The organism is Neobacillus niacini (assembly GCF_036961885.1).
GTDB classification, from domain to species: Bacteria; Bacillota; Bacilli; order Bacillales; family Cytobacillaceae; genus Neobacillus; species Neobacillus niacini_H.
In genome coordinates this window covers 31,661-44,954 of the sequence record NZ_JBALNQ010000026.1, presented here as the reverse complement: position 1 = coordinate 44,954, position 13,294 = coordinate 31,661, and the positions used below count along the sequence as shown (strand labels likewise).

Below are 13,294 nucleotides of genomic sequence, written 5' to 3'. Positions count from 1 at the left end.
TGTGTATAACCCTTTGTAGAAAGGTGGCTTTTAATGAACAGAGAACAAAAAAGGAAAATCACCATGTTGATGATCAACATGTTTATTGCCATTGGGAGTTTTGGAATCATCATTCCCATTTTACCTGCTTATTTAGAGTCGATAAATCAAGGCGGAACTGCTGCTGGGCTGTTCATTGCTATCTTTGCCGGTGCCCAGTTCGTCTTTTCTCCGATTGCTGGAAAATGGACCGATCAATATGGCCGTAGGAAGATGATTATCTATGGTTTAGCGGGTCTAACCCTGTCGATGTTTATTTTTTATGCTTCTAATTCAATTTGGGTACTTTATGCTTCACGTGCAGTTGGCGGAATTGGCTGTGCAATGCTTGTGCCAGCAATTTTTGCTTATATTGCTGATATCACTACCATTGAACAACGTGCAAAGGGGAACAGCTTAGTTTCGGCAGCCATGTCTCTTGGGATTGTCGTCGGCCCTGGAATCGGTGGATTTTTAGCGGAATTCGGGTTGAAATTTCCTATTTTAATCTCCGCATTTGTTTCCCTTGTATCTGTAATGTTTTCCATTCTCCTGCTTAAGGAAAGCAAACCAGAGGCTCAATTTGGTGCAGCAACGGAAATACTTCCGGATGAATCCATGGCTCAGAAAATTGCCCGCTCTGTGAATATGCCCTATTTCATTCCTCTAATTATTACACTTGTGATGAGCTTTGGCTTAATTGCCTATGAATCGGTCATTGGATTATACCTAGACAACCAATTCCAATCAACGGCTAAAGATATTGCGATCATGGTTACAGCTACCGGTGTGGTAAGTGTGATTGTTCAACTTTTTGTTGTTGATAAAATTGTAAATCGGTTTGGAGAAAAGTCAGTGTTGAATGTTTTTATTGCTGTTGCAGCTATTGGCTTTTTATTTTCACTTTTCGCCTCCAGCTATGCACTATTCTTTGTAATCTCACTTTTTATTTTCCTATCAACCTCCATTCTTCGCCCCGTTCTCAATACGCTGATTTCAAAGCTTGCTGGGAATGAGCAAGGATTTGCAATGGGGATGAATAATGCTTATATGAGTATTGGAAACGTAATAGGTCCAACACTTGCAGGACTGCTATACGATATCAAAATTACCTATCCGTTTATATTAGGTTTTGCATTACTAATTGTAACTTTATTTATTACCTTCACTTGGCAAAAGCGTTCACTTAAAGCAAAAGCAGTTTTATAAGAAGGCAAAAAAACTGATGTAGACACTGTCCACATCAGTTTTTTCTATTGATTCGCTCTTTTGTATTGATACATCTTCCACTGGTAGTGTATAAAACAGCCGATACAAAAGCCTAAGATGGCTACAAATGAGGCTGTTGCTACCATAGCAGTGAATACATACCCCATTGTCTCCCAGCCAAGCATGAATCCAATGAATCCCCCTGCTAAACAGAACACCGCAATTTTTTGATTAAATTGTTGCTGCTCCCAGTCCTCCGGGATATACTCTGCTGGCTTTTTCTTCAAAAAGAGCCTGGCAAAATTCATAATAGGGTTATATTTAAAGAAAATTCCTGATAATCCTGCGAGTAAGGGTACAATTAAAAACCAGCCTTCAGCGAATACCATTGTTAATACAGCGCTAATGAAAATGATCCACTGGTTTGTTCTTACAAGCGGTCTTGGAATGGAACGTACCTTATTAGCCAATTTAAACCCACCTTTCTTATTGGTTTTATAGGTTTATATATTGATAAGTTTACCTTTTTTCCGCACGTTTGTATAGTTATCTTTCTAATTACCAGGCCCATTTATAAATTGTGTATTAAAATTTACATACCCTGATCAAAATAATCAACGTTATCAAAATATACATATTATTTCCAAAAAACTTTCTTTTTGCCTATATACTATTAATTTTCCCGCCATATCAACAATCCTAACGACTGCAATATTATTTTCCAAAAATAGTTTTTGACAATTGAAAACAATCGAAAGTATTATTAAATAATATAGGGAGGTAGAATTATGTCAAATTATAATAAACAGAAAATTGTGGATAGTGTTCCTCAAACGGGATTCTTCGGACATCCAAAGGGATTATCCACTCTTTTCTTCACAGAATTCTGGGAGCGTTTCTCGTATTATGGAATGAGAGCAATCCTTGTCTACTATATGTATTATGAGGTTTCAAAAGGTGGATTAGGACTTGATGAAAACTTAGCCCTATCGATTATGTCCATCTACGGATCACTTGTTTACATGTCAGGAGTTATTGGCGGTTGGCTAGCGGACCGAATTTTTGGTACCTCTAGGGCAGTCTTTTATGGTGGAATATTGATTATGTTTGGGCATATTGCCCTAGCAATTCCCGGTAGCGTAGCCTTGTTCTTTGTTTCGATGGTATTGATTGTACTCGGAACAGGTATGCTGAAGCCAAATGTTTCCACTGTTGTCGGTGATCTGTACAGCGAAACGGATGACCGTCGTGATGCAGGGTTTACCATTTTCTATATGGCGATTAACTTGGGCGGATTCTTATCGCCAATCATTGTCGGAAGTGTCATGGGTTATAGTTTCCACTTAGGCTTCGGAATTGCTGCTGTCGGTATGTTCGCAGGACTTGTCATGTTTGTCTTAACAAAGAAGAAAAATCTAGGTCTTGCCGGTACCAATGTTCCAAACCCGCTATCAAAAACCGAAAAGAAAAAAACTTTCACATTTATTGGATTGGGTGTCGCACTTTTAGTTGTCCTTTGTGCTGTATTAATTCCAAGGGGTATTCTTACATTCAAGAGTTTTATTAACATCGTTACAATCCTTGGTGTATTAATTCCAACTATTTATTTTATTGTTATGTACCGCAGTCCAAAGACTACCCCTGTCGAACGTTCGCGTATCATTGCATATATTCCGCTATTTATTGCAGCCGTTATGTTCTGGTCCATTCAAGAGCAGGGCTCAACGATTCTTGCGAATTATGCCGATAAACGGACACAGTTAGAGTTTGCAGGAATGACGATTTCACCTGCATGGTTCCAATCCTTAAACCCGTTATTTATTATTATCTTTGCGCCTGTATTTGCTTGGATGTGGGTGAAGTTAGGAAAGCGCCAGCCAAATATACCTCAAAAGTTCTCATTAGCTTTATTATTTGCTGGATTGTCATTCCTAGTTATCCTTTTACCTGCTTACTTTGGCGGTACAGGTACATTGGTAAGCCCAATGTGGCTTGTGCTTAGTTATTTAATTGTCGTATTTGGTGAATTGTGTATTTCACCAGTTGGTTTATCTGCAACAACAAAATTAGCCCCTGCAGCCTTCTCAGCACAAACGATGAGTTTATGGTTCTTAGCAAGTGCTGCCGCTCAGGCACTTAATGCCCAAATCGTTACTTTTTATTCACCTGAGAATGAAATGGCGTACTTTGGCGTCATCGGCGGAGCAGCCATCGTACTAAGTATCATCCTTTATGCACTGTCTCCAAGAATTCAGGGCCTAATGAAAGGTATACGCTAATCTAGCAAAAAGCAGTATCTCATTATATGGGATACTGTTTTTTTGTTTACTTGTTATTTCAATTCAAATCGTGTAAGATTTAATCGTACCCGTTCTAAAAAATATTAAACCTATTTTATAGGAGGAATTTCAATGACAACGGTATATGATTTCACGGTTAAAATGACAAATGGTGAAGAAAAAACACTAAAGGAATACCAGGGCAAACCATTAATTATTGTTAATACCGCCAGCAAATGTGGATTGACTCCTCAATTTAAAGGTCTACAAGAACTATATGAAAAATATAAGGACCAAGGTTTGGAGATTCTAGGATTTCCTTGTGATCAGTTTGCTAATCAGGAATTCAGTAATATTGATGAGACTACTCAATTTTGCCAATTAAATTACGGAGTAAGCTTCCCTATCTTTGCAAAGATTGATGTAAATGGTGAAAATACTGACCCTTTATTTGCCTTTTTGAAAAAACAAAAAAAGGGGCTTCTTTCCAATAATATAAAATGGAACTTCACTAAGTTCCTAGTTAACCAGAACGGACAGGTTGTCGAACGCTATGCACCAACAACTGAACCATTAAAAATGGAGAATGACTTAGAAAAATTATTATAATTAGGTGAACAGCATGAACGATTTTATGACGTTAAAAAACCAACTTTGCTTTGCCGTCTATGAAACAGCAGGTGAATTCACTAAATTATATTCCAGCGTTCTTCAGCCATTCGGTTTAACCTACCCCCAATATTTAGTCTTGTTGGCCTTATGGGAGAATGACGGAGTAACAGTAAAGGAATTAGGAGAACAACTGAATTTAGGAACTGGAACATTGACACCAATGATCACACGAATGGTTGCAAATGACTGGCTCCGAAAAGAACGTTCCAAAGTAGACGAAAGAAAAGTATATATATATTTACAGGAAAAAGCACACAGGGAAAAGACTAACATTACCAGTAAAGTCGCTAAAGTCATTCAATCCTGCCAAATTGAGTTTGAAGAATACCACCAATTAATGCAGCAATTAACAGCCTTACAGGAAAAATTGAAACAACGAAATTCTTAAGCTGTCCATTCTTTGGACAGCTTCTTTTTTGATTCCACTCATTATCAGATATTGATGACATTTCGCCTCCCCCAAAATAAAGGCTATTCCGTAAATAGCAGCATAGCTCCCTAACATAAATCTTCCAATATTGGTAACACTACAAATTAGTCCCTCCCAAAAAGGAGCAAGAGTATGTTTAACTTTTTAAAAAATAAAAACATCGATAAGGCAAATCTGGACAAGCTTTTAGGAAAATCCGATGACTTTAAATGTATTGAATATATAAACAAAAAATCAAATATTACTTTTTCTTTGAAATTTATCGCTACTCTTGTGGATGAAAAAACTATCCAAGAAAGTGTCCTTCCTTATTTATTAGAAGAACATTTTAAACAAATAGAAGATGTAAAACAGATCATTCCATTGGCTGACGTACATGTTTCCGATGATAGCTCCCTAATTGAACAAAAGCTTTTTAATGGTTCAGTCCTTTTAACCATAAACGGGAAAGAAAACAAGTTTTGTTTTTTAGGAGCAAAAAAAGAAATCGGTCGAAATATTAGTCTTCCAGAAGTGGAATTCAGTGTAATCGGTCCTAAGGAATCGTTTGTGGAGTCGCTCGATCAAAATTTAAATCTTATTAGAAAAAGGATTCCTGTTAAAGAATTAATCATCGAAAAAGTAACGATTGGAACCCTTTCTAAGACGAAAGTCGCGATTCTATACCTTGATGGAATTACAAATCCCGAAAATGTAAATACGGTCCGACAGCGAATTAAAGACATAGAATTTGATGAAATTACTGATAGCTCCTATATCGTTCAAATAATTTCTGATAATCAAAATTCGCCTTTTCCACAGCTCCTTGATACGGAACGACCAGACCGAATTTCTGCGATTCTTTCAGAGGGCAAAGTCGCCATTTTTGTTGATGGTTCACCACATGCATTAATTGGTCCGACTACACTGGTTGAGTTTTTTAGCTCATTTGAGGATTATTATTTAAACTGGATTCTATCTTCCTTTTTCCGATTGATACGATTGTTCGCGGTTGTATTTTCAGTTTTGGTTACACCGGTATATGTTGCAACACTTAGCTATCATTATGAATTAATACCACAAGACTTATTGAGTACCTTAGTAGCTTCCCGAAGAGCTATCCCCTTCCCCCCTTTCTTGGAAGCTTTATTTCTCGAATTAACGATAGAACTTTTACGGGAAGCTGGTGCTAGATTGCCGACAAAGGTCGGTCAGACTATTGGTATCGTAGGCGGGATTGTTATTGGAACAGCTAGTGTCGAAGCGGGTCTAACAAGCAACATCCTATTAATTTTCATTGCCTTAGCAGCCCTAGCATCCTTTACAACCCCTGTCTACAGAATCGGCAACACGATTCGGTTACTACGGTTTCCTTTTTTACTATTTGCGGAAGTTTGGGGACTGCTGGGAATAGTTGTCTGCTTTTGCTTTTTATTAACCCACCTTATTCGTCTTACATCACTAGGAAGGCCATATTTGCAACCATTATATCCTCCTAGGGTTCAAGACCTTAAAGATGCTTTTGTACGATTATCTTTTGATAAACTAAGAAAACGACCATTCCTACTTGATACACAGCAACCCAATCGTTTTCATAAAAAGCCTGCTAAGGACAAGAAAGATATCGAAGAATAGAGGTGTCCATCATGAATTCTAATGTTCCAGATAGTAAAAAGATTTCACCTTTTCTCGTATTTTTTCTTATTCATACCATGCAGTCAGGGATAGGTGTTCTCGGATTTCAAAGATTCATTGCTAAAGCTGCAGGCTATGATGCTTGGATGTCCATCATTCTCACGGGTATCGTTATCCATATACTTTTGTGGATGATGTTTAAAATGCTGGAAATAGCAAACGGCGACATGACATCGATTCATACCTTTGTACTTGGAAAAAAAATCGGAAAATTCCTTAGCAGTATCTTCATTCTATACTTTAGTTTATATGTCGTTACGATCCTGCGGGGCTATATAGAAATTGTCCAGGTTTGGATGTTTCCGGAACTAAGGACTTTTTGGTTTGCTCTTGTCTTTCTAATTTTAGTTACCTATATTGTGTTTGGCGGTTTTAGGACGGTCGCAGGGGTTGCCTTTTTTTCAGTAATATTACCATTATACATTGCTGTATTGTTTATTATTATCATTCCAAATGCTGATTTTACCAATCTCCTTCCCATATTCGATCATTCGGTAAAGGAGTTACTGCTTGCTAGTCGTAATATGTCGTTTACCCTTTTAGGATTTGAAACCTTATTATTTTTTTATCCGTTTATACAATATCCTGAGAAGAGTAAAAAATGGGCTCACTTTGGAGCACTTTTTTCCATAATACTTCTTATCTATTTAGCTATTCTATCCTTTGGCTATTTTTCGGAGGAACAATTGCAAAAAAACGTCTGGCCAACATTAACAATGTGGAAAATTATTAAATTGCCCTTCGTGGAACGCTTTGAATATATTGGAATTACAAACTGGGCTTTGATCATATTACCCAATATATGTATTTGTTTGTGGTGTGCAAGTCGAATAGCCAAGCAGCTTTTTTCCATTCGTCAAAAAACGTCAGTTCTCTTCATTGCCATTTTTTGTTTAATAGCAACCAGTTTGTTATCAACTAGACAACAAATTAATATACTGACGGATTTTACAGCAAAGGTAGGTTTTTACTTTAACCTCATCTACATTCCGTTATTGTTTGCAGCTACCTTAATAGCAAAGAAGGTGAAAAGTCGTGCGAGGCAAACTTAAGTGGATCGTTTCTATATTCCTAGTCTTTGGTTTAATTGGCTGCGTCAAGAAAGAAATATTAGATGATATTAGTCTAATTGAAGGGATAAGCTTTGACTATGTTGATAAGAAAAACATTCTTGGCACAGTTGTGATCCCCGTTTACCTGCCTAACCAGCCGCCAAAAAGTAAAACCTTCTCGGCAAAAGCGGAGATTAAAAAGTCAATTCTGCAAGAAATTCAACGTCAAACCGCTGACCCCGTCGTAACCGGAAGTCTTGAGGTCGTCTTATTTAGTAAGACGTTGTCCGAAAAGGTTGGAATTCTTCCTTTGGTGGATCCCTTTCAACGAGACCCAGGTGTAGGGTCTGGTCTATATTTGGCGGTGGTAGATGGAGATACGAAGGAATTACTATCAGGAAAATATGGGATAAGGAGTAATGCCACGTACATCTCTAATTTATTGGAACATAATATCAAAAATGAAGATCTGCCAAAAACAAATCTCCAACTATTTCTTGCTGATTTTTATCAAGAGGGAAAAACACCCTACTTACCACAATTAAAACAAATTCGTAAAGATACACTAAAAATCAACGGGATTGCCCTCCTTAAATATGGAAAAATGATTGATCTTATTGCAGCGGAGAAAATGTTTTTCTTCAAGTTACTAGTAGACAAATACAGCGAAGGCTTGCACAGAGTCAAGATAGAAGGTGGTGAAGCAGCCGTCCGAAGTATACATTCATCTCATAATTTCAAATTATCTAAGAGAAAACCAACTGAAATCATCATTCATATTAAAGTGGATGGAATCATCAATGAATTCACCGGTCAAGAACTCACACCTAAATTAATGAAGAAATTACAAGAGCAGTTAGAAAAAGATGTCGAGAGGGAATGTCTTAGTATGATAGAACGTTTTAAAGAAAAGGAAATTGATCCTATAGGCTTTGGTCATTTCGTCAAAACACAGACTAGAAATTTTGATTTTAAAAATTGGTGGGAAAATCAATATCCAGAACTTGTCGTAAAGATAAAACCAGAGGTAAACATCTCTGAATCAGGTGTAATCGAATAGCAAAAAAGCAAGTAGACTTGTCTGAAATTAGACTTAATCTACTTGCTAATTATTGTCTTCTTAAACTATACCTGTTAACAGATAAACTGCAATGATGAAAAATGCTGCGATTGTTTTAATAATCGTAATAGCAAAAATATCACGATAAGACTGCTTATGTGTCAAACCTGTTATTGCTAGCAAGGTAATAACCGCTCCATTATGCGGTAGTGTATCCATACCACCCGAAGCCATCGAGATAACACGGTGCATAACTTCAAGTGGAATATCGAATTGATTTGCTAGTTCAATATACTTTTCAGACATCATCCCAAGAGTGATGGCAATACCAGCAGACGCCGAACCAGAGATGGCAGAAAGAATGTTGGTGGTTACAGCTCCGTTTAGTAATGGATGACCAAATACTTTGGCAATTCCATCTCTTGCCATACCAAAACCAGGTAAATTGGAAATAACAGCTCCAAATCCATATTCTGTTGCTGAGTTCATAATCGCAAGCAGCGCACCCGCTACTCCGACTTTCATTCCATCTTTAAAATTCAACAATACCGGTTTACGATTATAAAGAATAGTTGCGATAATACCGACTAAAAGTGCGATTTCAACCGACCAAATTCCAATCACTTTGGAAGTTTCAATACTTGGAAAATTCATTCCAATCGCTTGGAAGTCAAAACCATTTGGATACCACTTCGGTATAATTGATGTTAAGGTTTTGTTTAAAACTGCTACTAATACAACTGGAACAAAAGCAAAAATCTTATTTCCGATACTTTCTTGTTCATCCATATTAATGGTTACTTCATTGACTTCTTTGATTGTACCGAAGCTGTCATAACCTTCTCCAGCTTTTTCTGCCTTAATACGACGAGAGTTTAAATACCACATTCCAAGTATGAAGATAAAAATGGCTCCGATAATCCCAAGCGTAGGTGCAGCATATAGATCTGTTTTAAAGAAGGTTGTTGGAATGACGTTTTGTACTTGCGGTGAACCAGGCAAGGCGTCCATGGTAAAGGTGAATGAACCAAGCGCAATGGTACCTGGAATTAAACGCTTTGGAATATTTGATTGTCTGAAAAGATGTGCAGCAAATGGATAGACTGCGAATGCTACCACCACTAAGCTAACTCCACTATACGTTAAAATAGCAGCAAGGATAACGATTGCCAGCATTCCTCTTTTTTGCCCTACAGCTTGAACAATCGTAGAAGCAATGGTTTTAGCAAGTCCTGACATTTCTACTACTTTACCAAAAATCGCTCCTAATAAGAACATTGGAAAATACAACTGAATGTATTCAACCATTTTCCCCATAAATACATTCGAGTAAAAAGGTAGAATCCAACCGGGTTCCGTTAAAAGTACAGCAAATAATGCACAAATTGGTGCGAAGATGATTACAGTAAAACCTCGGTATGCGACAAACATCAACATTCCAAGAGCTAATAGAATAATGACTAATTCCATGATAGTTTCCCCCACATTTCTAGGATGTCTTTTTCAACGGTAAGGAGCATTATGAGTTAGGACCTTAAAGCGCTTTCAGACATGATAGAAAATTCCTCTATTATTTAATCTATTTAGGATGAAGGCAAGAAAATTAATCCCACCTTCATCACTGTTCTCTAGTAATCTCAGATTTTAGCGATTCTTACTTTTAGCAAGTTCTGCTGCAACTTCCACGATCATATCCTCTTGACCGCCTACTACTCTACGTTTTCCTAATTCAATTAAAATATCACGTGAATCTACACCGTATCTCTCTGCAGCACGTTTTGAATGCAGTGCAAAGCTTGAGTAAACACCCGCATAGCCAAGCGTTAAGCTGTCTTTCGTAATTTCTTGCGGCACTGGTAAAATTGGTGCAATAATGTCTTCTGCTAAATCCATCATTTTATATAAATCTACCCCTGTTTTAATTCCCATTCGTTCACAAACGGCGATAAGTACTTCTGTTTGGGTATTACCGGCACCTGCGCCTAGGCAACGAACACTTCCATCAATACGGGTCGCGCCTTCTTCAATCGCAACAAGTGTATTCGCCATCGCTAGTGATAAATTGTTATGAGCATGGAAACCTACATTAATCCCGACAGACTGTTTTAGTGCACGGATTCTTTCACGAACTTGACCTGGAAGCAGGTAACCGGCTGAATCAACTACATAAACCGTATCTGCTCCATAGCTTTCCATTAATTTAGCTTGTTCAACTAATTTATCAACTGGTGCCATATGGTTCATCATTAGGAATCCTACTGTTTCCATTCCCAATTCCTTCGCATAAGCAATATGCTGCGGTGCCACGTCTGCTTCCGTAACATGCGTTGCAATACGTGCCATTTTTGCACCTAAATTAGCGGCTTCTTTTAAATCATGTAACGTTCCGATACCTGGTAATAATAGGACAGCGACTTTAGATTTATCGGCAACAGACACTGCTGCTTCAATTAATTCCATTTCGTTTGTACGCGAGAGACCATATTGTAAGGAAGATCCTGCTAATCCATCCCCATGTGACACTTCAAAATATGGAACATTTGCATCATTCAAAGCTTTTGCTACTTTAAGCACTTGATCCACTGTAAATTGGTGAGAAACCGCATGGCTTCCATCCCGTAAAGCTACCTCAGTGATAAGAATATCTCTTTCGTTTGTCATGTTATTTACCCCTTTCTACCGCTTAAACGGTTTCTTTCTTTAATAGATTTTTTGCAAACTCTTCAGCAATTTTTACACCGGCAGCAGTCATAATATCAAGGTTTCCGGAATATTTTGGCAGGTAATCACCGGCACCTTCTACTTGAATAAAGATGGTTACTTTATTTCCTTCAAAAATAGGTTCCGTACGAAGCTGGTAGCCTGGAACATAAGATTGAACAACTTCTGTCATTTCAGCAATGGATTTTCGAATACCTTCCTCGTCCATTTTTCCTTCTTCTACAAGTGTATAAACCGTATCACGCATCATGATTGGCGGTTCAGCAGGGTTTAAAATCATGATTGCTTTCCCTTTTTTCGCCCCACCAACTACTTCAATCGCACGCGAAGTGGTTTCGGTAAATTCATCGATATTCGCACGTGTACCAGGACCCGCACTTTTACTAGAAATCGTTGCCACGATTTCAGCATATTCTACTGGGCTTACACGATTTACAGCATGGACCATAGGAATAGTCGCCTGCCCGCCACAGGTAATTAAATTGATATTATCCTTCTCTAAATGCTCGTCAATATTAACCGCAGCACACACATATGGTCCTACCGCTGCAGGAGTCATATCAATTACCTTAATTCCTGCTTCCTTTAACACTTTTGCATTATAAAGATGAGCTTTTGCTGATGTTGCGTCAAAAACAATATCAGCTTTTAATGTTGGATCTGCTAGAAAACCGTCAATTCCAGTATCTACCCCTGCATAACCCATTTCTTTTGCACGGCGTAAACCGTCTGACTGTGGATCAATCCCAATCACCGCAGTTAACTCTAGTAGTTCAGAGCGTCCAAGTTTGATCATTAAATCTGTACCAATGTTACCTGAGCCAAGAACAGCAACTTTAACTTTTGCCAAAATAATTCTCCTCCTATAAATACCTTTATTTTTTTTACTGTGGCCTCTTATTAAGCATCGCTTTATAACCTAACGATTTTGAAATCTCAGATGCAGCTCTCTTAATCCCCGCTATTACTTTAGGAAGCATTTCTTCATCCAGTCTCATTTTAGGAGCTGCGCAGCTAATTGAAGCGATTACATTTCCTTTATGATTAAAAATCGGTGCAGCTATACATTTAAGTCCTAACTCAATTTCTTCATCATCGACAGCATAGCCAGTTTCACGAACAGAAACTAAATGTTTCTTTATTTCATTCATATCTGTCATAGTGTACTCGGTAAACGCCTCTAAACTAGCAGACGATAATAGCTTATCAACCTCTGTTTCACTTAAATGAGCAAGTATTGCTTTACCCACACCTGTACAGTGGACGGGTGCTCTTTTTCCAATATGGGAGTATATTGTAAGAGCTCTTGGACCTTCTACTTTTTCAATATAAACAACTTCATCCCGCTGTAATGTAACTAAGTGAACGGTTTCATTTAATTCATTCGCTAAATCTCTAATTATCGGTCTGGCAATGTTTCCAATATCGAAATGTTTACTAACGAAGTTACCTAATTTGAAAAGTTTGATCCCTAGCTTATACTTCAAGTCCTCTGGATTTTGTTCAAGGTACCCTCTATGTTCCAAGGTTTTTATAATTCCATGAACGGTACTTTTTGATAGTTGAAGCTTTTCACTAATCTCTTTAACACTCAGTTCTGGACTTGTGGTCAAAAACACTTCAAGGACATCCGCTGCCCTTTCAATCGATTGAATTAAGCGTTCAGACATTATCTTCCTTCTTTCATTCGCCATTGTCGAACGGCGTTCGTAAATATCTAATCGATAATTTTATACTAACTCGCTGCTTATTTTATGTCAATCAAATTGAATTCATTATTATTAAAAAATTTCGTTAAATTTCTATTGCAAAATAAAAGAGTCCAACCATTAAGATTGAGCTCTTTATTGAATATTAAATTACTTCAAACTGTTTAAAACCTGTTTGATCTGGAATAAAGTCTAGTTTTTTACCACGAAAATAATGGCACTCGCCATTGTCAATGATGAAATTTAAATCCTCTTTTACTATCTCACTATCATTTGGCAAGATTGACTCTTCCACTGTCAATTTCACTTTCATAAAACAACTTTTGCGCATTTGTAAACGGATAAACTTACCTGAATTAAATAATTCCAGCCGTTTCTTTATTTCTCCTTTTGCTTCTTCTGATAGAATAAACACTTTATCCCGCCCTTTTAATTTTGGCTGTTAAAATAGGCTGTTGATTTGCGCTCCA

General features: G+C 37.5%; 13 protein-coding genes. 7 read left to right on the top strand and 6 right to left on the bottom strand.

Annotated elements, in window-relative coordinates; all coding sequences use genetic code 11:
- Nucleotides 1–33: 33 nt before the first annotated feature.
- Nucleotides 34–1,227 (top strand): MFS transporter, encoded by a 1,194-nt coding sequence (locus V7124_RS12070; RefSeq protein ID WP_335408729.1) that lies wholly within the window; start codon nucleotides 34–36, stop codon nucleotides 1,225–1,227.
- Between the two features lie 44 nt (nucleotides 1,228–1,271).
- Here the strand turns inward: V7124_RS12070 and V7124_RS12065 are convergent, their stop codons facing one another.
- Nucleotides 1,272–1,697: a DUF4395 domain-containing protein gene (locus tag V7124_RS12065; RefSeq protein WP_335408727.1), complete on the bottom strand. Its 426-nt coding sequence runs from the start codon at nucleotides 1,695–1,697 to the stop codon at nucleotides 1,272–1,274.
- Nucleotides 1,698–2,015: 318 nt separating this feature from the next.
- Between V7124_RS12065 and V7124_RS12060 the strand changes: the two genes are divergently transcribed.
- The 6 genes from V7124_RS12060 (at nucleotide 2,016) to V7124_RS12035 (ending at nucleotide 8,394) form a co-directional block, all read left to right on the top strand.
- Complete coding sequence (locus V7124_RS12060; RefSeq protein ID WP_335489314.1) at nucleotides 2,016–3,506, top strand: peptide MFS transporter; 1,491 nt, start codon at nucleotides 2,016–2,018, stop codon at nucleotides 3,504–3,506.
- 132 nt (nucleotides 3,507–3,638) lie between these two features.
- Complete coding sequence (locus V7124_RS12055; protein WP_335489311.1) at nucleotides 3,639–4,115, top strand: glutathione peroxidase; 477 nt, start codon at nucleotides 3,639–3,641, stop codon at nucleotides 4,113–4,115.
- 13 nt (nucleotides 4,116–4,128) lie between these two features.
- Nucleotides 4,129–4,566 (top strand): MarR family winged helix-turn-helix transcriptional regulator, encoded by a 438-nt coding sequence (locus V7124_RS12050; RefSeq protein ID WP_335489308.1) that lies wholly within the window; start codon nucleotides 4,129–4,131, stop codon nucleotides 4,564–4,566.
- 174 nt (nucleotides 4,567–4,740) lie between these two features.
- Entirely contained in the window at nucleotides 4,741–6,222 is a 1,482-nt protein-coding gene (locus tag V7124_RS12045) for a spore germination protein (protein ID WP_335489305.1), read from the top strand.
- Between the two features lie 11 nt (nucleotides 6,223–6,233).
- Nucleotides 6,234–7,334 carry a GerAB/ArcD/ProY family transporter gene (locus V7124_RS12040; protein WP_335489301.1) on the top strand — a complete coding sequence of 367 codons (1,101 nt, stop codon included), beginning with the start codon at nucleotides 6,234–6,236 and terminating at the stop codon, nucleotides 7,332–7,334.
- Nucleotides 7,318–8,394: a Ger(x)C family spore germination protein gene (locus V7124_RS12035; protein WP_335489298.1), complete on the top strand. Its 1,077-nt coding sequence runs from the start codon at nucleotides 7,318–7,320 to the stop codon at nucleotides 8,392–8,394. Before V7124_RS12040 ends, V7124_RS12035 begins: the two co-directional genes overlap by 17 nt.
- Before the next feature lie 60 nt (nucleotides 8,395–8,454).
- Here the strand turns inward: V7124_RS12035 and V7124_RS12030 are convergent, their stop codons facing one another.
- The 5 genes from V7124_RS12030 to V7124_RS12010 form a co-directional block, all read right to left on the bottom strand.
- A complete protein-coding gene (locus tag V7124_RS12030) occupies nucleotides 8,455–9,864 on the bottom strand; it encodes a GntP family permease (RefSeq protein WP_335489295.1) in 1,410 nt (469 codons plus the stop codon).
- A 174-nt stretch (nucleotides 9,865–10,038) separates the two neighbouring features.
- Complete coding sequence (gene dmpG / locus V7124_RS12025; RefSeq protein WP_335408709.1) at nucleotides 10,039–11,055, bottom strand: 4-hydroxy-2-oxovalerate aldolase; 1,017 nt, start codon at nucleotides 11,053–11,055, stop codon at nucleotides 10,039–10,041.
- Nucleotides 11,056–11,077: 22 nt separating this feature from the next.
- Nucleotides 11,078–11,965 (bottom strand): acetaldehyde dehydrogenase (acetylating), encoded by an 888-nt coding sequence (locus V7124_RS12020; protein ID WP_335408707.1) that lies wholly within the window; start codon nucleotides 11,963–11,965, stop codon nucleotides 11,078–11,080.
- Between the two features lie 34 nt (nucleotides 11,966–11,999).
- On the bottom strand, nucleotides 12,000–12,785 hold the full coding sequence (locus tag V7124_RS12015; RefSeq protein WP_335489292.1) for an IclR family transcriptional regulator: 786 nt from the start codon (nucleotides 12,783–12,785) through the stop codon (nucleotides 12,000–12,002).
- Between the two features lie 184 nt (nucleotides 12,786–12,969).
- Nucleotides 12,970–13,239 (bottom strand): iron-sulfur cluster biosynthesis, encoded by a 270-nt coding sequence (locus V7124_RS12010; protein ID WP_335489289.1) that lies wholly within the window; start codon nucleotides 13,237–13,239, stop codon nucleotides 12,970–12,972.
- Nucleotides 13,240–13,294 lie beyond the last annotated feature (55 nt).

What these genes read in the sequence shown, in the direction of transcription:
- V7124_RS12070 (WP_335408729.1), top strand. Translation starts at nt 34, where the DNA reads ATGAACAGAGAACAAAAAAGGAAAATCACCATGTTGATGATCAACATG.
- V7124_RS12060 (WP_335489314.1), top strand. Translation starts at nt 2,016, where the DNA reads ATGTCAAATTATAATAAACAGAAAATTGTGGATAGTGTTCCTCAAACG.
- V7124_RS12055 (WP_335489311.1), top strand. Translation starts at nt 3,639, where the DNA reads ATGACAACGGTATATGATTTCACGGTTAAAATGACAAATGGTGAAGAA.
- V7124_RS12050 (WP_335489308.1), top strand. Translation starts at nt 4,129, where the DNA reads ATGAACGATTTTATGACGTTAAAAAACCAACTTTGCTTTGCCGTCTAT.
- V7124_RS12045 (WP_335489305.1), top strand. Translation starts at nt 4,741, where the DNA reads ATGTTTAACTTTTTAAAAAATAAAAACATCGATAAGGCAAATCTGGAC.
- V7124_RS12040 (WP_335489301.1), top strand. Translation starts at nt 6,234, where the DNA reads ATGAATTCTAATGTTCCAGATAGTAAAAAGATTTCACCTTTTCTCGTA.
- V7124_RS12030 (WP_335489295.1), bottom strand. Translation starts at nt 9,864, where the DNA reads ATGGAATTAGTCATTATTCTATTAGCTCTTGGAATGTTGATGTTTGTC.
- dmpG (WP_335408709.1), bottom strand. Translation starts at nt 11,055, where the DNA reads ATGACAAACGAAAGAGATATTCTTATCACTGAGGTAGCTTTACGGGAT.
- V7124_RS12015 (WP_335489292.1), bottom strand. Translation starts at nt 12,785, where the DNA reads ATGTCTGAACGCTTAATTCAATCGATTGAAAGGGCAGCGGATGTCCTT.